Source organism: Brevundimonas sp. KH_058, assembly GCF_057838505.1.
In genome coordinates this window covers 913,354-935,412 of sequence record NZ_CM174469.1, presented here as the reverse complement: position 1 = coordinate 935,412, position 22,059 = coordinate 913,354, and the positions used below count along the sequence as shown (strand labels likewise).

The 22,059-nt window shown below is 67.9% G+C and carries 17 protein-coding genes; 11 read left to right on the top strand and 6 right to left on the bottom strand.

Features of this window, described 5'->3' with window-relative positions:
- Nucleotides 1-56 precede the first annotated feature (56 nt).
- Nucleotides 57-1,643, bottom strand: coding sequence for an ATP-binding protein (locus AC3ISA_RS04405; RefSeq protein ID WP_489179502.1), 1,587 nt, complete (start codon nucleotides 1,641-1,643; stop codon nucleotides 57-59).
- A gap of 201 nt (nucleotides 1,644-1,844) precedes the next feature.
- Between AC3ISA_RS04405 and pheS the strand changes: the two genes are divergently transcribed.
- From pheS to pheT, 4 genes are read left to right on the top strand one after another with little or no spacing between them, the layout of a single operon-like run.
- The gene (pheS, locus tag AC3ISA_RS04400; RefSeq protein WP_489179501.1) at nucleotides 1,845-2,921 is read left to right on the top strand and encodes a phenylalanine--tRNA ligase subunit alpha; all 1,077 of its coding nucleotides are present in this window, start codon (nucleotides 1,845-1,847) and stop codon (nucleotides 2,919-2,921) included.
- A 3-nt stretch (nucleotides 2,922-2,924) separates the two neighbouring features.
- Nucleotides 2,925-3,326: a hypothetical protein gene (locus AC3ISA_RS04395; protein WP_489179500.1), complete on the top strand. Its 402-nt coding sequence runs from the start codon at nucleotides 2,925-2,927 to the stop codon at nucleotides 3,324-3,326.
- Nucleotides 3,323-3,727, top strand: coding sequence for a hypothetical protein (locus AC3ISA_RS04390; protein WP_489179499.1), 405 nt, complete (start codon nucleotides 3,323-3,325; stop codon nucleotides 3,725-3,727). The genes AC3ISA_RS04395 and AC3ISA_RS04390 overlap by 4 nt, the downstream gene beginning before the upstream one ends.
- On the top strand, nucleotides 3,724-6,213 hold the full coding sequence (gene pheT, locus AC3ISA_RS04385; protein ID WP_489179498.1) for a phenylalanine--tRNA ligase subunit beta: 2,490 nt from the start codon (nucleotides 3,724-3,726) through the stop codon (nucleotides 6,211-6,213). Before AC3ISA_RS04390 ends, pheT begins: the two co-directional genes overlap by 4 nt.
- A gap of 14 nt (nucleotides 6,214-6,227) precedes the next feature.
- Here the strand turns inward: pheT and AC3ISA_RS04380 are convergent, their stop codons facing one another.
- Nucleotides 6,228-7,322: a dipeptidase gene (locus tag AC3ISA_RS04380; RefSeq protein ID WP_489179497.1), complete on the bottom strand. Its 1,095-nt coding sequence runs from the start codon at nucleotides 7,320-7,322 to the stop codon at nucleotides 6,228-6,230.
- 202 nt (nucleotides 7,323-7,524) lie between these two features.
- Between AC3ISA_RS04380 and AC3ISA_RS04375 the strand changes: the two genes are divergently transcribed.
- Nucleotides 7,525-8,136 (top strand): DUF1134 domain-containing protein, encoded by a 612-nt coding sequence (locus AC3ISA_RS04375; protein ID WP_372692438.1) that lies wholly within the window; start codon nucleotides 7,525-7,527, stop codon nucleotides 8,134-8,136.
- A gap of 128 nt (nucleotides 8,137-8,264) precedes the next feature.
- On the opposite strand, the gene AC3ISA_RS04370 is transcribed toward AC3ISA_RS04375, so the two are convergent.
- Both AC3ISA_RS04370 and AC3ISA_RS04365 read right to left on the bottom strand, forming a co-directional pair.
- Nucleotides 8,265-9,161 carry a Rossmann-fold NAD(P)-binding domain-containing protein gene (locus AC3ISA_RS04370; RefSeq protein WP_489179496.1) on the bottom strand — a complete coding sequence of 299 codons (897 nt, stop codon included), beginning with the start codon at nucleotides 9,159-9,161 and terminating at the stop codon, nucleotides 8,265-8,267.
- Between the two features lie 8 nt (nucleotides 9,162-9,169).
- Nucleotides 9,170-10,402 carry an NAD-dependent epimerase/dehydratase family protein gene (locus tag AC3ISA_RS04365; protein ID WP_489179495.1) on the bottom strand — a complete coding sequence of 411 codons (1,233 nt, stop codon included), beginning with the start codon at nucleotides 10,400-10,402 and terminating at the stop codon, nucleotides 9,170-9,172.
- 353 nt (nucleotides 10,403-10,755) lie between these two features.
- Here AC3ISA_RS04365 and AC3ISA_RS04360 point away from each other — a divergent pair, with 353 nt between their 5' ends.
- The 3 genes from AC3ISA_RS04360 to AC3ISA_RS04350 all read left to right on the top strand — a co-directional run bounded on the left by AC3ISA_RS04360 (nucleotide 10,756) and on the right by AC3ISA_RS04350 (nucleotide 13,918).
- On the top strand, nucleotides 10,756-11,808 hold the full coding sequence (locus AC3ISA_RS04360) for a DUF4167 domain-containing protein (protein ID WP_489179494.1): 1,053 nt from the start codon (nucleotides 10,756-10,758) through the stop codon (nucleotides 11,806-11,808).
- 69 nt (nucleotides 11,809-11,877) lie between these two features.
- Nucleotides 11,878-13,188: a hybrid sensor histidine kinase/response regulator gene (locus AC3ISA_RS04355; protein ID WP_489179493.1), complete on the top strand. Its 1,311-nt coding sequence runs from the start codon at nucleotides 11,878-11,880 to the stop codon at nucleotides 13,186-13,188.
- A gap of 43 nt (nucleotides 13,189-13,231) precedes the next feature.
- Nucleotides 13,232-13,918, top strand: coding sequence for a DUF4893 domain-containing protein (locus AC3ISA_RS04350; RefSeq protein WP_489179492.1), 687 nt, complete (start codon nucleotides 13,232-13,234; stop codon nucleotides 13,916-13,918).
- Between the two features lie 140 nt (nucleotides 13,919-14,058).
- Here the strand turns inward: AC3ISA_RS04350 and AC3ISA_RS04345 are convergent, their stop codons facing one another.
- Nucleotides 14,059-15,702 carry a serine hydrolase gene (locus AC3ISA_RS04345; RefSeq protein ID WP_489179491.1) on the bottom strand — a complete coding sequence of 548 codons (1,644 nt, stop codon included), beginning with the start codon at nucleotides 15,700-15,702 and terminating at the stop codon, nucleotides 14,059-14,061.
- A 146-nt stretch (nucleotides 15,703-15,848) separates the two neighbouring features.
- On the opposite strand from AC3ISA_RS04345, the gene AC3ISA_RS04340 reads away from it, so the two are divergent.
- Both AC3ISA_RS04340 and AC3ISA_RS04335 read left to right on the top strand, forming a co-directional pair.
- Nucleotides 15,849-16,292: a MarR family winged helix-turn-helix transcriptional regulator gene (locus AC3ISA_RS04340; protein WP_489179490.1), complete on the top strand. Its 444-nt coding sequence runs from the start codon at nucleotides 15,849-15,851 to the stop codon at nucleotides 16,290-16,292.
- 26 nt (nucleotides 16,293-16,318) lie between these two features.
- Entirely contained in the window at nucleotides 16,319-17,662 is a 1,344-nt protein-coding gene (locus tag AC3ISA_RS04335) for a S41 family peptidase (protein ID WP_489179489.1), read from the top strand.
- Nucleotides 17,663-17,668: 6 nt separating this feature from the next.
- On the opposite strand, the gene AC3ISA_RS04330 is transcribed toward AC3ISA_RS04335, so the two are convergent.
- On the bottom strand, nucleotides 17,669-19,561 hold the full coding sequence (locus AC3ISA_RS04330) for a BCCT family transporter (protein WP_489179488.1): 1,893 nt from the start codon (nucleotides 19,559-19,561) through the stop codon (nucleotides 17,669-17,671).
- A 160-nt stretch (nucleotides 19,562-19,721) separates the two neighbouring features.
- Between AC3ISA_RS04330 and AC3ISA_RS04325 the strand changes: the two genes are divergently transcribed.
- Complete coding sequence (locus AC3ISA_RS04325; RefSeq protein WP_489179487.1) at nucleotides 19,722-21,968, top strand: TonB-dependent receptor domain-containing protein; 2,247 nt, start codon at nucleotides 19,722-19,724, stop codon at nucleotides 21,966-21,968.
- Nucleotides 21,969-22,059: the final 91 nt, after the last annotated feature.

Sequence of the window (22,059 nt, the reverse complement as noted above, 5' to 3'; positions counted from 1 at the left end):
GTCGCACCGGCCAAGATCAACGCCCGCTCCGGTTTCCGGGGCGGGCGTTTTTCGTTTCAGGCGGCCTCGGCCATACGGCTTTGCGCCAGCACCATGCGGATGGCGTTCAGCAGGGCGTCGGGCTGGATCGGCTTTTGCGCCACCCCATTCATGCCCGCGGCGATGTAGTCCAACTCGTCACGCTCGTCGGCGTTGGCCGTCAGCGCCAGGATCGGCAGGGCGCCGGCCGGGCCGGGCAGGGCGCGGATGGCCCTCGTCGCGGCGACGCCGTCCATCACGGGCATCTTGATGTCCATCAGGGCCAGGTCGAACGCGCGCACACTGACGGCGTCCACCGCCTCGCGTCCGTTCTCGGCCATCTCGCAGGTGCAGCCGAACAGCTCCAGCAGCTTGCCGGCGACGAAGCGGTTGGTCGCATTGTCGTCCACCACCAGCACATGCAGGGTGTCGTGCGGCGTCGGCTCGGCCATGACGGGGACAGCCGCCGCCCGTTCGACCGCGACGCGCAGCGGCAGCCGCACCTGGAACCGGGCGCCGCCCTGGGGCGAGGTCGCCAGGGAGATGACGCCCCCCATCCGCTCGGCGATCTGACGACAAATGGCCAGACCCAGGCCCGCGCCCGCGCCCTCGCGCCCGGCCTTGCCGGTGTTGAAGGGGTCGAAGATGGTCGCCGCCGCCGCCTCGGGCACGCCGGGGCCGCTGTCGTCCACGGTGAAGATCACCTCGCCGTCGGGCCGGCTTTCGATCAGGGCGACGACCTCGCCCGTCAGGGTGAATTTCAGGGCGTTGCCGATCAGGTTGTTCAGCAGTTGCTTCAACCGCATGCCGTCGGCCTGAACCCAAGGGACAGCCAGGTCGGTGCGGATCGTCAGGGCCAGGGCCTTCTCCTCAGCCCGCGCGCGCCACAGGGCGTCGATGTCGAAGGCGACAGCCGACAGGTCCAGCGGCTCTTCTTCCAGCATCAGCATGCCCGCCGAGGCGCGCGACATATCCAGCGCATCGGTCAGCAACCGCAGCAGGCTCTGGCCCGAATCGATGACGGTGCGGACATAGGGGCGCAACTCCTCCTGCTCCAGCTTCTTGTCCATCAGGGCGGCGACGCCCAGCACCCCGTTCAGGGGCGTGCGGATCTCGTGGCTCATCACCGCCAGGAACTCGGACTTGGCGCGGCTGGAGGCGACGGCTTCGGCCTCTGCGATGGCCAGGTCGCGGGCCAGGGCGCCCATCTCCTCGGCGCGCTGACGGTGCAGGGCGGCGCCCGCCTGAACGATCTGCAACGCCGTGCCGACCCCGACGTAGCGACCGTCCGCCACCACGACGAAGCCGCCCAGCAGGGCGCCCAGCTCCGCCGCGCCATAGGCCTGGAAAAAGGCCTCCGCGCTGGTCGCCGCGTCCGCCACGGGGGCGTTGCGGTCCATCAGGCTTTCGGCGGGTTTCTTGGCGTAGAGGGCGCGCCCGAACTCCGCCGCCATCCTCAGGGTGAAGGCGTTGCGCTCGATGATGCCGACCGGGCGGCCGTCGTCGTCCACCACCGCCAGGGCCAGGGTGTTGGGCTCGGTCTGGAACCGCTCGAACACCTCGGCGCCCGGCGTGGACGGAGCCACCGGCGCGATCAAATCAACGAAGTCACCGATACGCGGCATCAAGGTCCTCACCCGTTCGGCCCTCGCCTTAGCGGATGAGATTTAACGCCAGCTTTGCCGTTCATGAACCTTTCGCGGCGGGTTTCCGACAGTCGATCCGTTGACGGACGGAAATGGCTGGTCCCGCGCAAGCCGTCGGACGTTCGCTGCATCGCCTTGAAGGGTGACGAAAGCCGTTCCACCCGTTAAGGCACGGGTCAAATGACCGATCTCGCCACACTCGAACTCGAACTGATCAACGCCATCGGCGGCGCGGAAACCGTCGCCGCCCTGGAAGAGGTGCGCGTCGCCGCCCTGGGCAAGTCCGGCTCCGTCTCCGGCCTGCTGAAGGGCATGGGCGCGATGAGCCCGGACGAACGCCGCGAACAGGGGCCGATGATCAACGGCCTGCGCGACCGCGTCGCCTCCGCCATCGCCGCGAAGAAGACCGCACTGGAAGCCGCCGAACTGGACGCGCGACTGCTGTCCGAGCGCATCGACCTGACCCTGCCGGCCCGGCCGCGCAGGAAGGGCGGAGTCCACCCGACCATGCAGGTGATGGACGAGATGATCGCCCTGTTCGCCGAAATGGGCTTCGCCGTGGCCGAAGGCCCGGACATCGAGGACGACTTCCACAACTTCACCGCCCTGAACTTCCCGCCCAAACACCCGGCGCGGGAAATGCACGACACCTTCTTCCTGAAGCCGGACCCGCAGACGGGCGAGCGCAAGATGCTGCGCACCCACACCTCGCCGGTGCAGGTGCGCACCATGATGTCGCAGAAACCGCCGATCCGCATCATCGCGCCGGGCCGCACCTTCCGCAAGGATTCGGACGCCACCCACACGCCGATGTTCCACCAGATCGAAGGTCTGGTGATCGATCGCGACATCCATATGGGCCACCTGAAGACGACGCTGCAGACCTTCATCGCCCGCTTCTTCGAGCTGGATGCGGTTCAGGCGCGGTTCCGTCCGCACCACTTCCCCTTCACCGAACCCTCGGCCGAGATGGACATCCGTTGCGACCGTTCGGGCGGGAAACTGGTGTTCAACACCGGCGACGACTGGCTGGAGATCCTGGGCTGCGGGATGGTGCATCCCAATGTGCTGCGGAACTGCGGCATCGACCCGGACGAGTATCAGGGCTTCGCCTTCGGCATGGGCGTGGACCGCCTGGCCATGCTGAAATACGGCGTGCCCGACCTGCGCCCCATGTTCGACGCCGACACCCGCTGGCTGTCCCACTACGGCTTCTCGGCCTTCGCCGCCCCCAACCCGGCCTCGGGCCTGAGCTGATCCATGACCATGACCTTCACCGACGACACGCTGGGTCTGCCGATCATCGGGCCGGGACCGCAGTATGTGTCTCGTCACATCTGGTTGCCGCAACTGGTCATCGAGGCCGCACAGCGCGGTGAGGCTCTGATCGAGGGCCGCACCTTCACCGACTGCTTCTTTGAAGGCCCGGCGGTGTTCCTGCCGATCTCGGGCTGCAGTTTCGACGGGTGCAACATGGGCGACACCATGGGCGACGCGCGCAATCTGATGCTGACGCCGATGGGGCCGCAAAAGGTCACGGGGGCGGTTCCTTTCAAGGACTGCACCTTCGCCAACTGCCGCTTCCTGCGGGTCGGCTTCACGGGTGGGCCGGCGTTCCTTCAGGAAATCGTCGCCATGCTGGAAGGGAGCGCGGGTCGATGACGTCTCTCCTGCCGATCAACCGCGCGGTGATCGATCCGGCCGACCTGAATGCGGCGACCTTCGAACATGTCGATATCGTTCTGTATGAACTGTTCGTCGCGGCGTCGAAGAACGGCGCAGGCCTGATTCAGGGCCGCACCTTCACCGGCTGCCGCTTCCAGGGGCCGGCGATCATCCTGGTGTCGGAGGGCGTCACCTTCGACGACACCAACTTCGGCGACAGCCGCGGCGGCATCCAGAACCTGCTGCTGCGTCCCGTCGGAGATAAAGCCATCGGCACGATTCCCATGCGCGACTGCCGGTTCTTCGGCTGCGAATTCTACAACGTCGGCTTCACGGGCTCGGGAGACATTCTCGATCAACTGGCCGCCATACCCACTCTCACGGCGCCGCAACAATGAAGTTCACCCTGTCCTGGCTGAAGGACCACCTCGAGACCGAGGCGGATGTTCATCGGATCGCCGAGGCCATGACGATGGCCGGGCTGGAGGTCGAGGAGGTCATCGACCCCGCCGCCAAGCTGGCGCCCTTCACCGTCGCGAAGATCCTGTCGGCGGAGCGTCACCCCAACGCCGACCGGCTGCAGGTCTGCCAGGTCGAGACCGTCGATGGCTTGAAGGAGATCGTCTGCGGCGCGCCGAATGCGCGGGCGGGCCTGACCACCATCTATGCGCCCATCGGCGCCTATGTGCCCGGCCTGGGCGTGACCCTGGTCGAGAAGCCGGTGCGCGGCGTGGTGTCGAACGGCATGTTGTGCTCGGCGTCGGAGCTTGAGCTGTCGGACGAGAGCGACGGCATCCAGGAACTGCCGCCCGAGATCCCGGTGGGAACCCCGGTCGCCGGTCTGTTCGGCGCCGAACCCGTCATCGATTTCGAGGTCACGCCGAACCGCCCCGACTGGCTGGGCGTCGCCGGTATCGCGCGCGATCTGGCCGCCGCCAGCGTCGGCAAGCTGAAGCATTTCGACATCGCGGTGGTGCGCGGGGCCTTCCCCTCGCCGATCACGGTGCGGCTGGACGCGCCCGAAATGTGCCCGGTCTTCGCCGGTCGCGTCATTCGCGGCGTCAAGAACGGCCCGTCGCCGGCCTGGTTGCAAAAACGGCTGACGGCCATCGGCCTGCGCTCGATAAACCGGCTGGTCGATGTGACCAATCTGATCGCCTACGACCGCGCCCGCCCGCTGCATGTCTATGACGTGGCCAAGCTGGTCGGGACCGAGATCGTGGTGCGCGCGGGATTGGTTAAGCAGGCGGACGAAGTCCAACTAGGAGCTTCAGGCGGCCGTCTGACTTATGAGGGAATGTTCGTCGAAGGGGTCGATCACAGCCGCGAGCATCTGATCGCCTTGGACGGCAAGACCTATGCCGCCGCCGCGACCGATTGCGTAATCGCCGACGCCGGGGGCGAGCGTCCCATCGGCCTGGGCGGCGTCATGGGTGGCGAAAGCACCGGCTGCGACGAGACCACCACCGACGTCTTCGTCGAAAGCGCCTGGTTCGACCCGCTGGTGATCGCCCAGACCGGACGTGCCCTCGGCATCCATTCCGACGCCCAGTACCGGTTCGCGCGCGGCGTCGATCCGGTCTCGGTCACGCCGGGGCTGGAGCTGGCCACCCGCCTGATCCTGGACCTGTGCGGCGGCGAGCCGTCCGAGATCGTCTTCGTCGGCGAACCCCCGGCCAGCCCGGCGCCCTTCGCCTTCGACCCCGCCTATGTGAAGCGGCTCAGCGGCATGGACCTGGCCGACGACCGGATCGGGACCATCCTGGGCCAGCTCGGCTTCAAGGTCACCGCCGGCCCCGCCGATCAGGCCGAGCCGTGGACCGTGACCCCGCCGTCATGGCGTCGCGACGTCGAGGGCCGGGCCGATCTGGTCGAGGAAGTGGCGCGGATCGAAGGCTTCGACAGCCTGCCCGACACGCCCCTGCCCGAAGTCGCCCGTCCCGCCGGCGGCGTGCTGAACCCGCGCCAGGCCCGCGTCCGCACCGCGCGCCGCGCCCTGGCGGCCCTGGGCTACGCCGAGGCCGTCACCTGGTCCTTCACCAAGCAATCGACGGCCGTCCTGTTCGGCGGCGGCGACGACAAGCTGGTGCTGGAGAACCCCATCGCGGCCGATCTGGATTGCATGCGACCCTCGGCCCTGCCGAACCTGATCCAGGCGGCGGCGAGGAACGCCGCGCGCGGCTTCGCCGACGCCGCCCTGTTCGAGATCGGCCCCATCTATCTGGGCGACAGTCCGGCGGATCAGCGCACGGTGATCACGGCCCTGGTCGCGCCCCACGCCGCCCGTCACTGGGCCGGCGCCGGCGAGGACGCCCTGTTCGCGCTGAAAGCCGACCTGACCACCCTGCTGGAAGAGATCGGCGCCCCGGTCGCCTCGCTGCAACTGGTCCAAGGCCAGAACCGCGACTGGTGGCGCCCCGGCCGTTCGGCCCGGCTGCAACTCGGGCCCAAGAACGTCATGATCGAGTTCGGCGAACTGCACCCGCGCGTGCTGAAGGCGCTGGACGCCGACGGTCCGATCCTGGCCTTCGAGATCGTGCTGGACAACGTCCCCGAGCCGCGCGGAAAGGGTTCCAAGGCGCGCGGTTCCGCCGACCTGTCGGCCCTGATGCCCCTGACCCGCGACTTCGCCTTCGTGGTCGAGGACGCCAAGCCCGTCGGCGACCTGGTCCGGGCCGCGACCGGCGCCGACAAGGCCCTGATCGCCGACGTGCGCGTGTTCGACGTCTATCGCGGCAAGGGCGTCGACGACGGCTTCAAGTCCGTCGCCCTGGAAGTCGTCATCCAGCCCCGCGACGCCACCCTGACCGAAGCCGAAATCGAAGCCCTGACCGCCAAGGTCGTGGCGGCGGTCGAGAAGCAGGGCGGCAAGCTGCGGGCATGAGTTCGCCTAGGTGATCAAGCGGTGCGGCAAGCTTGCGTGAAGGTGCGAATGAAGTTGCCGCCAAGGATCTTGTCTTGAGCGGCGGCTCTGTAGCCCCTGCGCGCCAGCGCCGCCGCCAGGATCTCCATGCGGTTCGGACCGTCCATGTCCGCGCAGGTGACATGACCGTGTAGAGGTTCGGCGCCGGCTCGACCGGGGTTTCGGGCTTGGTAGGCGTTCAGTCGCGCGACCTTTTCGGATTGCGGACTGTTATCCCCCATGGTGGGCTGGTCGCTGCCGAAACCGACGAGATCGATCCCTCCGATCTTCACCGCGTGATCGATATGATCGACGACATTCTCCACCGACGCGGTGTCTCGATCTGTCAACCACCGGCTCATCATGAAGACGCCGAAGAAGCCGCCTTGGTCAGCGAGCGCCTTGATGGCTTCGTCGGTCTTGTTGCGGCGGCTTGGGTTTAATTCTCGACAGCCCGAATGCGTTACGGCAACCGGAGTCGGTGACCTGGAAATGGCTTGAAGCGTCGTCCGGTCGCCGCAGTGCGATAAATCGATCAGCCCGCCGAGCCGACTCATTTCCTCCACGACGGCGCCTCCGAGAAGAGACAGGCCTCCGTCCTCCGGTTCCATGAATCCGTCCCCCGCTCCATTTCGCTCATTGTGCGTCAACTGCAGGACGCGAAGACCAGAGGCGTGGAAGGTTCTGAGATTTTCAAGATTTTGATCGGAGTATGAGATGACGGACGGACCCAGGATCGACGCATCCTGGCAGGCGATGACGATGCCGAGCTTGCCCAACCGGCGAGCACGCTCGAAATCGGGTCCGGCGCGTATGATGATGATTCCTGAGCCCAGCGCCGTCTCCGCCGTTCCCCATTTGGCCAAGCCTTCCGCCGCCTGCACCGGGGCGCGAGGAAAGATGGTCATGTCCAGGACAAGCGCGTCCATCCCGGCGGCGAGAACTTCGGGTCCGTCTATCGATCCTGCGCCGCCGATAGCGAGAGCATCTACGGAAAATCGGGTGCTCGCGCGGCTGGCGTGAGCAGAGCCGCCCATCGCCGATGCCGCCGCTGCGCCGATTGTGCAAGCCAGTATTTCGCGTCGGTTCATTGGGGGAGCCTCGTTAGCTGTGAGGCCAAGCTCGGGTAGTCACTGAAGGACACCAAGTGAATTCGCGGCAATGTAGCCTGACACCTGCCCCGTAAGCCCCCGTTAACCTTGAAGCCGCAAGGCTGCCGCAAAGGTTGGGGACGGTGTGGTGAAGACCGGCGCGCCAGCCGGCCGTCCTCTCGCCGCCCTCGGAGCGTCCTCCATGCATCGTCGTCAACTGATCCTGTCCGGCCTGGCCACCGCCGCCGGCGCCTCTTCGCTGGGCGCCTGCGCCTCGGCGCCGGCGCGCGATCCCAACTATCCGATCCGCTCGGATCAGACCGCCCAGGCCTACAGCTTCGATGAACTGGTCTCGGCGGGCTCGCGCGAGCTGGGCATCGCGGCCGAGGTGGTCGGCGGCGCCATCGAGCGCGTCTTCGCCGATCAGGGCGACCGCCCGACCGCCTATATCGCGGGCGAGGAAGGCTCCGGCGCCGTCGTCGTGGGCGCTCGCTACGGCCGCGGCGCCTTGCACATGAAGGACCTGTCGGCCTCTCAGGAGGTGTTCTGGCAGGGCGCATCGGTGGGCTGGGACTGGGGCGGCAACGCCAGCCGGGTCTTCACCCTGGTCTACGGCCTGTACCACCCCGACATGATCTATCGCCGCTATCCGGGCATCGAGGGATCGGCCTATCTGGTCGCCGGCCTGGGCGTGAACTATCAGCGCGCCGACGGCATCGTCCTGGCCCCCATCCGCACCGGCGTCGGCCTGCGCCTGGGCGCCAATGTCGGGACCATGAGCTACAGCCGCCAGCGGAACTTGCTGCCGTTCTAAGCTACTCACCATCCGTCATCCTCGGGCTTGACCCGAGGACCGAGCGTCGGTCGGACTGTGCGTCACCCCTTCGCATGAGCGGCGGATCATCCGGTCCTCGGGTCAAGCCCGAGGATGACGGGGTGTGATCAACTCACCAATCGCAACGGCGGCGGCGCATCCAGCAGCGTCGCCAGCCCTTCGCGCCAGGTCGGATAGGCGGGTCGCCAGCTCAACTCGGCCTTGGCCAGCGCGTTCGAGACGCGTTTGGAATCCAGGTAGAAGCGCCGCATCGCTTCGCTGACGCTGTCGTCGGTCCAGTCGACCTGGGGCGGGCGGGGCAGGCGCATCCGGTCGGCGGCCCATTCCATCACCACATCGGCCGGCGAGGGTTCGTCGTCGGTCAGATTATAGGCCGCCCCCGGACGTGGCCGTGCCATCGAGGCGAACAGGCCCGAGACGATGTCGTCCACATGGATGCGGTTGAAAACCTGGCCCGGCTTGCGCACCAGTTTCGCCGTGCCGTCCCGCAGCCGCTCCACCACGCTGCGCCCCGGCCCATAGAAGCCGGGCAGGCGGAAGATCTGCACCGTCAGCCCCATCCCCTGCGCCCCGTCCAGCCAGTCGCGCTCGGCCCGCACCCGGCGCGCGCCCTCAAGGGTGGCGGCGTTCAGGGGGCCGGTCTCTAACACCCAGCCGCCGGCCCGGTCGCCATAGACGGAGGTGGAGGAGACGTAGCCGATCCAGTCGGGCCAGGCGTCGCCCGCCAGCGGCCCCAGGGCGCGCAGACCGGGGCAGCCGTGGGCGTCCGGCGCGGCGGTGATCAGCACGGCGGTGGCCGCCTCAAGCGCCGTTTTCAGTGCGGCCGTGTCTGTCGGGTCGATGGCCGTAATCCCCTCGGCCGCCAGGGCGCGACGCCGTTCGGGATTGCGCGAGGTGGCGCTGGCCCGTCCGCCGCGCCGGATCGCCTCCAGCGCCGCCGCCCGTCCCAGATAGCCGCCGCCGAAGACCAGCAGGTTGAGGGAAGAGGGGACGTCGGTAGGCATCACGTTACTCAGGCCGTCAGAACTTTGGAAAGCGGCGCGGCGATTGGCGGGCGCGCCTCATTTTCCAGCGCCTCCGCCCGGCGTTGGTTCCAGGCGGACACGCATGGGACCCGCGTCAGATCGGCCCGGTCGGCATAGCGGCGGGCGATCTCGGTCACCTCGTCCATTAGCCCCTGCGCCAGTGTGATCGGCTTCAGCCCCAGATCGCGGAACTGGTCGTTGGCGACGACCAGATCGTTCTCGTCGGCCTCCTGGCGGGGGTTGGCGACGTTGTGGATTTCGGCGCCGGTCTTGTCGGCGATCATGGCGGCCAGGTCGCGCACGCGCCGGCTCTCGGTCATCTGGTTCAGTATCTTGACCCGCTCGCCGCGCCTGGGCGGGTTCTTCAGCGCCAGCTCGACGCAGCGCACCGTGTCCTGGATATGGATGAAGGCCCGGGTCTGACCGCCCGATCCGTGCACCGTCAGCGGATAGCCGACCGCCGCCTGCATCAGGAACCGGTTCAGCACCGTGCCGTAATCGCCGTCATAGTCGAAGCGGTTGATCAGCCGTTCGTCTTGCTTGGTCTCGGTCGTCTGAGTGCCCCAGACGATGCCCTGGTGCAGGTCGGTGATCCGCAAGGCGTCGTTGCGGGCGTAGAACTGGAACAGCAGGGCGTCCTGCGTCTTGGTCATGTGATAGATGCTGCCCGGATTGGGCGGGAACAGGATTTCCTGCTCGGCGGGGCCATGGTCGGTGTCCATCGTCACCTTCAGATAGCCCTCGGGGATGCGCAGGCCGGCGGTGCCGTAGCCATAGACCCCCATGGTCCCCAGATGCGCCAGATGCACGTCCAGTCCGCTCTCGACGATGGCGGCCAGCAGGTGGTTGGTGGCGTTGATGTTGTTGTCGACGGTGTAGAGTTTGTGCCGCGCCGACTTCATCGAATAGGGGGCGGCCCGCTGTTCGGCGAAATGCACCACGCTGTCGGGAGCATAGTCGCGGATCAGGGCGACCAGCCGGTCGAACTCCTTGCCGACCGTCATGTTGACGAAGCCGATGTCGCGGCCGGAGACGTCCTTCCACGCCTTGATCCGCTCGCCCATGGTGCGGATCGGCGTCAGCGACTGGACCTCCAGCTCGTTGTCGATGTTTCGGCGGCTCAGATTGTCGACGATGGTCACGTCCCACCCTGCGGCCGACAGATGCAGGGCCGTGGGCCAGCCGCAGAAACCGTCGCCGCCCAGAACCAGAACACGCATGGGATAGCCTCGTCGTCGTCTCAAAGGTCATGCCTAGCCCAGCAGGCTGGCATCGGCAAAGCGGGGCTGTTAACGAGCCCGTGCGACGCTTTGACGAAAACTCTTGGAAAGGGACGGCGCACGGGGTAAGTCTCGCTCGTCTCCCACTCAAACGCAGCTTTACGGGCCTCAACCCGGTTGTTCGCGACTTGAGCCGATCATGACGGTCGGTCCCGAAAGGACCGGCGCACCATGCGGGCGACAAGGCATTCCGACAGTTCGACAATCGGGGATCGGCCCCGAGCGAAACGGAACCACGAAACGGACGGAACCGGCCGACGGCCTGGGCTCCATCCCTGCACACGGTAGCGCGAATGAGAGATTTCAAGGGCATGAAGCGTCAGCGCGGACGCAATCGGAACAAGGCGGGCGCGTCGAACGCCAACAGCGCCAATCCGAATCGTTCGTGGGACTCGCAAGGCCCCGAGAACATCAAGGTCCGGGGCAACGCCCAGACCGTGTATGAGCGCTATCAGCAGCTCGCCCGCGACGCCTCGTCCGGCGGCGACCGGGTGCTGGCCGAAAACTATCAGCAGCACGCCGAACACTATTACCGCGTCCTGCGCGCGCTCCAGCCGCAGCGGTCCTTCTCCGACATCGCCGCGCGCGAACAGTCTAACCAGGGCTTCGACATCGATTTCGAGGATGAATCCGGCGCCCAGGCCGCCGCCTTCGTCGCCGCTCAGCAGGCAGCCGACCGCCAGGCGCAGGAAGCGTCCGACCGCACCGAGCAGAACCAGAACCGCGACCAAAATCGCGACCGCGACCGCGACCGCGACTACAATCGCGATCGGGATCAGACCCAAAACCGTGATCGTGATCGTGATCGTGATCGTGATCGTGACCGCGACCAGAATCGCGACCAAAATCGTGACCGCGATCAAAACCGCGACCAGGCCCAGAACCGCGACGCCCAACCGCCTCGCGAACCGCGTGAACTCCGCGAGCCGCGCGAGGGGGACGAGGTCCGCGCCGAGGGCGAGGGCGGTCGTCGCGAAAGCCGTCGCGAACGCTGGGAGCGTCGCCGCGAGGAACGCAACCGCCGCTTCGACGGCCAGGAAGGCGAAGGCGCCGACACCGCCGCTCACGCCGAGGCCGAGACCGTCGCAGAGACGCCCGTCGTCGAGACGCCTGTTGTCCAGAGCCAAGCCGAAACGCCCGCCGTCGAGGACCGTCCCGCCCGCCGTCCGCGTCGCACCGCCGCCGCCATCGCTGCGGACGACGGCGACGCCCCGACCGCCCTGCCGGGCTTCCTGACCCGCGCGCCGGCTTCGGCGGCCGCTGCTCCAGAAGCCGAAGGCGAGGCGGCCCCGCGTCGTCGCGCACCGCGCCGCAAGCCGGAAGCCGCCGCAGCTTCCGAAGACTGAAACAACTTACGCGAGCGTGTTTACCTGAGTGCAACTCCTGCGTGCCATTCTGGCGCGTAGGAGGGCGTCATGGATATCGTCTTGCTTGTCTTGTCCCTGGCCCTGGCCGGGACCTGTGCGGGAATATGGCTCTGGCTTCAGGCGCACGCGGTCGCGGTGCGTCTGCGCCGTGAGAACGACCGGCTCGAAACCCGCATCGTGCAACAGACCCAGGCCCTGCGTCGTGCCTTGACGACCGCCGAGGCGCAGGTCGAACGCCTGACCGCCGAGGACCGCACCAAGGGCGAGGTGATGCAGGCCCTGGGGCGCGAACTGCGCACCCCCCTGACCACCGTCATGGGCTTTTCCCAACTGTTGCGCGTCAACGCCGAGGCCGACCCCCTGACCGCACGCCAGTCCCAGGCCGTGCGCCAGATCGAGGCGGCGAGCGCGGTGCTGCTGGCCTTGATCGAAGAGGCGGACGCCTTCGTGGCCTGCGGCGACGCCGGCGCCTCGCCCTCCATCCACCGCGTCGATATGCGTCTGGCCCTGCGTCAGGTCTGCGACGGGATCGAGCCGCAGGCGCGCGAGGCGGGCGTGACCCTGGACTGTCCGCCGCCGGCGTCGGGCCTGTGCGTCATGGCCGACCCCGGCCAGGTCCGCCGCATCCTGCGCCGCCTGGTCGAGAACGCCCTGCGCCATTCGCCCGGCGGCGGGACCGTACGTATGGAGATGAGGCGCGACGACGCACAGGTCATCGTCGCCATCCATGACGCGGGCGCGACGCCGACGGGCGAGGGATCGGATCGCCTGTTCCACCCCCTGGACGGCCAGGACGCGCGCGGCGGCACCGCCCTGGGCGTCGCCTCGATCCAGCGGCTGGCCGAGCGGATGGGCGGCGCCATCACCCAGCAACGCGAGCCCTGGGGCGGGACGATCTTTTCGCTCAGCCTGCCGGCCGTCGGCGCGCGGTCCGCCTCGACCCTGAAACAGGCGGTGGTGCTCTATGTCGAGGACAACCCCGCCAACATCGCCCTGATGCGCCAGGCGGCAGCGGGTCTGGGCCTCACCCTGCACGCCGCGACCACGGGGCCGGAGGGGCTGGAGCTGGCCCGCGCGCTTCAGCCCGACGTGATCCTGCTCGACATCGGCCTGCCGGCCATGGACGGCTATGAGGTCAAGGCGCGGCTGGACGCAGATCCGATCACGCGCCATGTGCCGGTCCTGGCTTTGACCGCCGCCGTCTCGCCCCAGGACCGCACGCGCGGCGCCGCCGCCGGCTTCGACGCCTGGCTGGCCAAGCCGCTGGACCTGACCGCCCTGGCGGCTGCGCTGAACGACGTGCTGGGCAGCGCGCCCGCGTCCGACGGCCTTGACGCCGACCGGCGCCAGAGGGCCTAAGGGGGCCACTTCGCCCGCAAGGTCGCCCCCAAGGGAAGCGTTGATGCGTCAGTTCGCCCTATTCGTTTCGTCCCGTTTGCTCGTCCACCGCCTGGCGCCCCTGGTCGCCCTCTGCGCCGTCGCCGCCTGCGCCACGACCCCGCCGCCCCCTCCTCCGCCGCCCAGTACTGCGTCGGGCGCCGCCCTGATGGACTGGCGCGGCGTCATCACTTCGGGCGACCGCGACCGTTATCGCCGCGTCGACGCCGCCTGGACCCTGGCCCTGCAGCAGGCGAAGCGTCAGCCCGGCTCGGGCGACCTGAACGGGCTGGGCGATCTGATCTCGCCCAAGGCGGCCCGTCCCGGCGCCACGCCGCCGCCCGGCGACTATCGCTGCCGCACCGTCAAACTGGGCTCCCAGGGCGGCGAGGACGGCCTGGGCTATGTCGTCTATGGCTGGTTCGCCTGCCGCATCGAACAGACGCCGCGCGGGCTGAAGTTCTCCAAACTGACCGGCTCCCAGCGCCCCTCGGGCCTGCTGTTCTCCGAGGACGACCGCCACATGGTCCTGCTCGGCTCCATGGCCCTGGCCCAGGAACCCGCCGCAAACTCCTATGGCCGCAACGCCGACCGCGACCTGGTCGCCGTTCTGGAACGCATCGGCGAGGCCCGGTGGCGCCTGGTCCTGCCCTGGCCCCAGTACGAGTCCAACCTCGACCTGATCGAACTGGTCCCGGCGCCGCGAAGCTGAAGTCAGGCTGAGCCGTTTGCGTCTCGGTAACTGAAGGAGACGCCCATGCGCCGCACCCCTCTGGCCTCTCTGGCCCTGATGACCACGACGGCCCTCGCGGCCTGCGACGCCAGGGACAGGCCCGGGATCAGGCGGACGGTTTAGTCCACTCGCGTCAGTTTGAGATCCTGATAGTCGTAGCTGAAGTCGATGTCGGGGCTGACCCCCTTCATCGTCGCCGTCGCAGGCTTGGCCGTCAGGATGGCGAAGGTGACGAAAGCGTCCTCCTCGCGCTTGTCCGGGAACCGGGTGCGGAAGGTCTCGCCGTCATACGGCTCCAGCCAGCCTTGCAGGGCGGGCGTGTGGGTGAAGGTCAGCCACAGTCCGCTCTTCCTGTTGCGCCCGCGCCCCTCGGTCTTGGGCGCGATGACGATGTCGCCGTACCAGGGGTCGCGCCAGGTTCCGGCATAGGCTTCCAGCGGCATGGACGGGGCGGAGCCGGCCGCCTGTTTGGCGTCGATCTCGGCGGCGGCGGCGATGGATTTCGCATTGCCCTCGGTCTCCATCCGCTTGGAGTCCGCGATCCAGTCGACATCCACCCTGCCCATGCAGATGTCCGAAATCCCCGAACGAAGCGCGCGCAGCAGGAAGCTCTCCTCGGCGTTGGAGAAGATGCAGAAGCCGGTCTTGCGGCCGGGGATCAGCACCGTCGCCGAAATCCCGCCGGGCGAGCCGCCGCCGTGGCTGGCGATCCGCTCGCCGCGATAGTCCTGAACCTGCAGCCCCATCGCATAGGTCGAGGCGATGGCCCGGTTGGGCAGTTCCGCCGTCGGTCCCGACGACGACCCGACGATGATGTTGGGCCGAACCATCTCGCGCGCCGCATCCTCGGAATAGAGCCGCGTCCCGTCCGCCAGCTTGCCGTCGTTCAGCCGCACGGCGATCCATTTGGCCCAGTCGGTCGGGGTGGTGCAGATGCCGCCCGCCGCGGCCGCCGAATCCCAGTTCCACACCTCGACGATGGACTTGGCGATGGGCGTCATCGCCCCCTGATAACGCAGCGGCGGCCCGACCCGGCCATGGGGCAGGGCGGATTTGGCAGGGTCCGCCAGCCGCGCCAGCGGCACGGTCTCGGTCATGCCGACCTTGTCCAGGATGCGGGTCTGGATGAAGGCCTCCCAGGTCAGGCCGGACGCCGCCTCCAGCACCGCGCCTGCGACTACGAACATCAGGTTGCAGTAGTGATAGCGCGCCCTGAACCCGTCCTCGATCGGCACGAAGGCGGCCTGGGCCAGCACCTCGGCCCGGGTGCGGTCCGAATTGGGCGAGAACAGCAGGTCGCCGGCGCCCAGGCCGAACCCGGCCCGGTGGCTCAGCGTATCGCGCACCGTGATGTGCTCGCCGATATAGGGGTCCGACAGGGTGAAGCCGGGCAGGTAGGTCCGAACCGGCGCGTCCCACTTCACCTTGCCCTCGTCGACCAGGATGGCCAGGGCGGCGGCGGTGACGTTCTTGGTGTTGGAGGCGATGGCGAACAGGGTGTGCTCATCGGCGCGGGCCGGCTTGCCCTGCAGCTTGACGCCGTATCCGCGCGCCAGAACGGTCGCACCGTCCTTGACCACGGCGACGCCCAGCGCCGGCTGATCCGGCCACGCGGCCATGCATTTCGCCACATAGGCGTCCACCGCCGCCGCCAGCGAGGCATCGTCGTTCGCAGGCGCGCTCTGGGCGAATACCGGCTGGGCCGCCAGGGCCGCTGCGCCCCCGGACGCGAACAGGGAACGGCGCGACAGACGAAGGGACATGGGCAGGCTCCGGGAAACGACCGTCGCGACGCTAGCGCCCCGAAAGCCTCGGGCCAAGAGCCCATCCAAAAAGGCCATTGACGATACATATAAGCACTTATATATAAGTCCTCATGTCTTCTGCATCTCCTACCCTAGGTACGCTCTTGCGCCATCTCATCGATCTTTTGGACGGTGAGGTCGAGGCCGCTTATGAGGCCGCCGATCTGGCCTGGCGGCCGCGCTACACGCCGGTTCTCCGCGTCCTGATGAACCGGGGCGCACAGTCGATCAAGGCCATTGCCGGCGAGATCGGCATCAGCCACTCGGCCGTCAGCCAGACCGTGACCCAGATGGTCAAGGACGAGCTGGTCATGCTGAAACCCGGCGCCGACGCCCGCGAGCGGATCGTGATCCTGACCGACAAGACCGAGCGGATGATCCCGCGCCTCCAACGTCAGTGGGCGGCCGTGAACCTGGCGGCCGATACATTGGATCAGGAGCTGTCGGCCCCCCTGTCCGGCGTGGTGCAGGAAGCCATCGCCGCCCTGACCGACGAACCGTTCGGTCAGCGAATACAGGCGGCTGCAAAGGCGCAGTCCACCCCCTAATCCCAACCTCTTCCACGGAGACTATCATGCGTTCCAAGCTGCTTTCCGCCGCTGCGATGGCGCTCGCCCTGATGGGCGGCCAAGGCGTCGCTTATGCCCAGGCCCGTCCGCCCGTTGCGGCCGCGTCTCAACCCGAACTGTCCGCGACCCAGCGGGCGGCTGTCATGACCGCGATCCGCCAGGCGGTTCAGTTCTCCTATGTCTTCCCCGATCGGGCGCCGGCGATCCTGGCCCGCCTCGACGCGGCCCAGGCGTCCGGCCGCTACGACGTCTCATCGCCGAACGAACTGGCCGGCCTGATCAGCGGCGACCTGCGCGAGGCCAGCCAGGACGGTCACGTCTATCTCGAATATGCGCCCGACCGCTTCGCCGCTGCCTCGACCGGAGCGTCCGCCGCCCAGGCCCTGTCCCAGATCGACACCGCCGCCGCCCGCCGCGACAACCACGGCCTGAGCGCCACGGAAATCCTGCCCGGCAATGTCCGTTATCTGAAGATCGGCGCCTTCCACTGGGTCTCCGACGAGACGGGTCAGGCCTATGACGACGCCATGCGCTTCCTGAAGGGCGGCGACGCCGCCATCATCGACCTGCGCGGCAACGGCGGCGGATCGCCCGAGGCGGTCCAGTATCTGGTCAGCCATTTCCTGAAGGCCGGCACGCTGGAGATCACCTTCCTGAAGGCGGGGCAGGAGCCTGTGCAGACCCGAGCGCTCGACTATCTGCCCGCCGGTCGCCTGACGAACACGCCCCTCTATGTCCTGATCGACCAGACCTCGGCCTCGGCGGCGGAATCCTTCGCCTATGATGTCCAGCAGTTCAAACTGGGTCGGCTGGTCGGGGCCGGCACGGCCGGCGCGGCCAACAACAACGACTTCTTCCCCATCGCGCCGGGCTTCATGCTCAGCCTGTCGGTCGGCCGCCCCGTCCACCCCGTCAGCAGGGGCAACTGGGAAGGCGTCGGCGTCGCGCCGGACACCGTCACCTCGTCGGCCCAGGCGCTGGACACGGCCCATGCCGAGGCGCTGCGACGGCTGTCGTCCACGACGACCTCTGATGCGGCCAAGGCCGACTATGCCTGGGCGCTGACCGCCGTCGAGGCGCGGTTGACCTCGCCTGTAATCGACGCCGGCCTGCTAAAATCCGCGCCCGGCGCCTACCGCAACTATGTGGTGACGATGGAGGACGGCGCCCTGGTCGTCGCCCGTCCCGGCCATCCGCTGTGGCCCGCGCCGCGCAAGCTTCAGCCCCTGACCGGCGATGGCCTGTTCGCCGTGGAGGGCCTGGACATCCTGCGTATCGGTTTCAAGGACGGCGCGATGCAGCTGTGGTGGAAGGACGAGCCCGCGCCGCGCGTCATTCCGAAGACCTGATCGACACTACGCCAGTCGCCACGCCTGCAGCTTGTCCAGCACATCCGCGACGATCTGGTCGCGGGTGAAGCCGGTGATGTCGTACGGGCGGGCGCCCTCGCCGGTCTGGGCCGTCAGTCGCCATTCCAGCAGGCGGCGGCCCTCGGGCGTCTCGCGCTGGGTCACTGCGGGGCGCGGGCGCGACCGGGCGCCCAGGCGATAGACGAAGGTCTGCTCGCCCTGCCGCACCGTCAGCCAGGCGACCCCGTCGTCATGCCCGATCTCCGCGTCGGTCTCCAGGGCGGCGTGGACCGTCTCCAGCGCGGGCAGGCCTTGCCGCTCGATCTCGTGGACGATGTCGGTACGGGTCGCGGGCGTCAGGATGCGCTTCAGCTGTTGCGACAGGGGCGCCGTTTCGGTGGCGATGACCTCGCCCTTCAGGTCGGCGTTCATCTGTCGGAACAGGCCCGCGACCAGCAGGATCATGATGACGCAGAAGGGCAGGGCCGCCACCAGGGTCGCCGCCTGCAAGGCGCCCAGACCGCCGGCCAGCAGCAGCAAGGCGGCCGCCAGCCCCTGCATCACGCACCAGTAGATCCTCTGCCAGCGCGGCGTGTCGTCCGCGCCTCCAGACGCGATGGTGTCGATCACCAGCGAGCCGGAATCCGCCGAGGTCACGAAGAAGACCCCCACCAAAAGGATCGCCAGGGTCGAGGTGAACAGCGTGCCGGGCAACTGTTCGAAGAAGTGGAACATGGCCGTGGACAGGTCGGTCTGGACCGCCTGCGAGATCGCGCCCGCCGCCTGGCCCATGTCATAGGCCATGGCCGTATTGCCGAAGACCGTCATCCACAGGAACGTGAAGCCGGTCGGCACCAGCAGCACTCCGACCACGAACTCGCGCACCGTTCGCCCGCGCGAAATCCGGGCGATGAACATGCCCACGAACGGCGACCAGGCGATCCACCACGCCCAGTAGAACAGGGTCCAATCCGCCATCCACGCCCGCGGCTCATAGGCGTAGAGGGTGAAGGTCCGCTGGAAGAAATGATCCAGATACAGGCCGAAATTCTGCACCAGCGCCCGCAGCAGGAACAGGGTCGGCCCGGCGAACAGGACGAACAGCATCAGGCACACCGCCAGCACCAGGTTCAACTCGGACAGCCTGCGCACGCCCTTTTCGACGCCCGACAGCACCGACAGGGTCGCCACCCCCATCACCGCCACGATCAGCCCGACCTGGATCAGCACCGTGTTGGGAATGCCGAACACATAGTCCAGCCCCGCCGCCATCTGGGCCACGCCCAGCCCCAGCGACGTGGCGATGCCGAACAGGGTGCCGCAGATGGCGAAGATATCGACCGCATCGCCGATCGGCCCGTTGATCCGCTTGCCCAGCAGAGGATACAGCCCCGACCGCATGGTCAGCGGCAGGCCTTTCCGGTGCGCGAAATAAGCCAGGCTCAGCCCCACCACCGCATAGATGGCCCAGGCGTGGACGCCCCAGTGGGTGAAGGTGATGACCATGGCCTCGCGCGCCGCATCCACCGTGCCCGGCGCCTCGTCCGGCGGCGAGATGAAGTGCTGCACAGGCTCGGCGACGGCGAAATACATCAGGCCGATGCCCATCCCCGCCGCGAACAGCATGGCCAGCCACGACAGATAGGGGAAGTCCGGCTCGGCCTCGTCCGGCCCCAGCTTCAGCCGCCCGGTCGGCCCGACCGCCAGCCAGACCACGGCGCCCAGGAAGCCCGCCACCGAGGCGACGTAGAACCAGCCGAAGGTGTCGATCACCCACGCCTGCGCCCGTCCGAAGATCAGGTCCGAGGTATTGGGCGCCACCAGCGTCATCAGCAGCAGGGCGCCGGCGATGGCGCTCGCACCCCAGAAGACGCGGGGGTTCATCTTGGTGGTCAGCATCGGGTCAAAGCGTATGGCGAAGCTGGCGGTTCCATGCGCGGCGGGCGACCCGTCATGCGGATGAAGAAGATGTAACTTTGCTTTTCAAAGTAGCGCCGTTAGGCAGGCTTCATCGAAGGGCGTCGCGGACGCCTGGGCGCACTTTCAGGATCACCAGGGCATGACCTCCTCCAAACTCGTTCTCATGCTGGGCGTGGCTGCGGCCGTGCTGCCCGGCGCCGCGCTCGCGCAACAGGCCCCGGCCCAGCCGACCACACAGACGCCCGCGCCCCGCACCGCGCCCCCGGCCCAGCCGGCGCAGCCGGCGCAGCAGCAGCCCGCCGCCGTCGGCGATGTGGTGGTCAATGCCCGCGCCGCCGATGTGCGCACCTCGATCGATTCCACCAGCTACAGCCTGGCCAACGATCTTCAGGCCACGACCGGAACCCTGGCCGACGCCCTGCGCAATGTGCCCTCGGTCGAGGTCGATCCTGACGGCAACGTCAGCCTGCGCGGCGATTCCAACGTCACCATCCTGGTCGATGGCCGTCCCTCGACCCAGTTCAACGGCCCCAGCCGCGGCCAGATGGTCCAGCAGATTCCGGCGGCCCAGTATGCCCGCATCGAGGTCATGACCAACCCCTCGGCGGCCTACAGCCCCGAGGGTTCGGGCGGCGTCATCAACCTGATCACCAAGCCGACGACGGTCCGCCCCACCCAGACCACGACCGGCTCGATCCGCGCCAATGTCGGCGACGGCGGTCGCTACAACATCGGCGGCAGCGTCGCCCATGTGAACGGCAAGACGACCCTGTCTGCCGATGTCGGCATCCGCCACGACGGCTATCTGTCCGAAGCCAGTCGCGTCCGCGATCGGCTGGATGTCGGCTCGGGCCGCTTCCTCCAGTCGCGCCAGAGCCAGGACATCGACGGGTCGTCCGACAGCGCCTACGTCCGCCTGTCCGCCGAATACAATCTGGACGCCAGGACACAGCTGGTCGGCGAACTGCGCCACACAGAGGTCGATGCGGGCGGCGATGGCGTCACCCTGTACGAGGCCGACAATGCGGCCGGCGGCATCGGCTCGGCCTATCGCCGCAGCGGAGACGGTCGCTTCAAGGGCCAGTTCTCGGGCGCCACGGCGCGCATGCTGCGTCGCTTCGACGACCAGGGCCACGAATGGACCAACGAGGTCCGCTTCGACCGCAACACCTTCAATTTCAGCTCTGACAGCTTCGTCGATCAGCAGATCCCGGCGGCGTCGAACTTCATCGAGACGACCGCCAACGAGAACCGTCAGGACCAGTGGGGCGTCACCAGCGCCTATGTCCGCCCCCTGTCGGACGGCGGCAAGCTGCGCCTCGGCTATGAGCTGCAGGCCACTCTGCTGGAGCTGGATAACGGCGTCGCGCGCGGCCCGACACAGGCCGCCCTGACGCCCGACCCGCTGGTGTCCAACCGCTTCGACGTCGATCAGGTCGTCCACGCTCTCTACGTCACCTACGAGAAGCCGTTCAGCGAGAAACTGTCGGCCCAGTTCGGCCTGCGTCTGGAACAGGCGAACCTGGACCTGGATCAGGTCACCAGCGGCGTGAAGACGTCCCAGGACTATTTCCGCGCCTACCCGACCGGCCACCTGTCCTACAAGCTGAACGACAAGGACACGGTGCGCGCCAGCTACAGCCGCCGCATCCAGCGGCCCGGCCCGGCCGACCTGAACCCCTTCCTGACCTTCGGGGACCCGCAGAATTTCCGCTCGGGCAACCCGGACCTTCAGCCGCAGGAAACGGACTCGTTCGAGCTGAACTGGCAGCGCCGGGTGCAGCAGACCTTCTACCAGGCCACCCTCTATTACCGCGACACGAACAAGGCCTTCACCCAGACGACCGTCGACCTGGGCAATGGTGTCTTCCTGACCCGGCCCGAGAACCTGGGCGCCAGCACCTCGACCGGGCTGGAGCTGGTCGCCAACGGCCCGCTGCTGCCGACCCTGCGCTACAGCGCCAGCCTGAACGTCTATCGCCAAGAGATCGACGCCGCCGGCATCGTCGGGGCTCAGAATCGGTCGGGTGACGCCGTCTCGGGTCGTTTGTCCCTGAACTGGCAGCCGACGCCCAAGGACTTCGTCCAGGTCTCCGGCATCTGGGCCGGCGATCAGTTGCTGGCCCAAGGCGTGCGCGAGCAGTCGACCCTGGTCAACCTCGGCTATCGCCGCAAGCTGAACGACACATGGTCGTTGCAGGCGACGATCCGCGACGTGTTCGACGACTTCGGCTCGACCACCACCCTGACCACCCCGACCTTCCGCGACCGCACGGACCAGACCTTCGGCGGCCGGGCGGCCTATATCGGCCTGACCTGGAACTTTGGCGGGGGCCAGCGCCGTCCCGAACAGTTCGACTTCCAGGGTCCGACGACCGGAGGCTGATCCGCCCTTGCAGAGGCTTTCGGTCGCGCCCACCTGAAACGGCAAGAGGCGGGGACATCGCTCAGCAGAGGATGTCTCCGCCCCATCCGCT

Coding starts and splice junctions, on each gene's coding strand:
- AC3ISA_RS04350 (WP_489179492.1), top strand. CDS start 13,232: ATGCGTCAGTTCGCCCTATTCGTTTCGTCCCGTTTGCTCGTCCACCGC.
- pheS (WP_489179501.1), top strand. CDS start 1,845: ATGACCGATCTCGCCACACTCGAACTCGAACTGATCAACGCCATCGGC.
- AC3ISA_RS04365 (WP_489179495.1), bottom strand. CDS start 10,402: ATGCGTGTTCTGGTTCTGGGCGGCGACGGTTTCTGCGGCTGGCCCACG.
- AC3ISA_RS04330 (WP_489179488.1), bottom strand. CDS start 19,561: ATGCTGACCACCAAGATGAACCCCCGCGTCTTCTGGGGTGCGAGCGCC.
- pheT (WP_489179498.1), top strand. CDS start 3,724: ATGAAGTTCACCCTGTCCTGGCTGAAGGACCACCTCGAGACCGAGGCG.
- AC3ISA_RS04405 (WP_489179502.1), bottom strand. CDS start 1,643: ATGCCGCGTATCGGTGACTTCGTTGATTTGATCGCGCCGGTGGCTCCG.
- AC3ISA_RS04375 (WP_372692438.1), top strand. CDS start 7,525: ATGCATCGTCGTCAACTGATCCTGTCCGGCCTGGCCACCGCCGCCGGC.
- AC3ISA_RS04360 (WP_489179494.1), top strand. CDS start 10,756: ATGAGAGATTTCAAGGGCATGAAGCGTCAGCGCGGACGCAATCGGAAC.
- AC3ISA_RS04395 (WP_489179500.1), top strand. CDS start 2,925: ATGACCATGACCTTCACCGACGACACGCTGGGTCTGCCGATCATCGGG.
- AC3ISA_RS04345 (WP_489179491.1), bottom strand. CDS start 15,702: ATGTCCCTTCGTCTGTCGCGCCGTTCCCTGTTCGCGTCCGGGGGCGCA.
- AC3ISA_RS04355 (WP_489179493.1), top strand. CDS start 11,878: ATGGATATCGTCTTGCTTGTCTTGTCCCTGGCCCTGGCCGGGACCTGT.
- AC3ISA_RS04370 (WP_489179496.1), bottom strand. CDS start 9,161: ATGCCTACCGACGTCCCCTCTTCCCTCAACCTGCTGGTCTTCGGCGGC.
- AC3ISA_RS04390 (WP_489179499.1), top strand. CDS start 3,323: ATGACGTCTCTCCTGCCGATCAACCGCGCGGTGATCGATCCGGCCGAC.
- AC3ISA_RS04325 (WP_489179487.1), top strand. CDS start 19,722: ATGACCTCCTCCAAACTCGTTCTCATGCTGGGCGTGGCTGCGGCCGTG.
- AC3ISA_RS04335 (WP_489179489.1), top strand. CDS start 16,319: ATGCGTTCCAAGCTGCTTTCCGCCGCTGCGATGGCGCTCGCCCTGATG.
- AC3ISA_RS04380 (WP_489179497.1), bottom strand. CDS start 7,322: ATGAACCGACGCGAAATACTGGCTTGCACAATCGGCGCAGCGGCGGCA.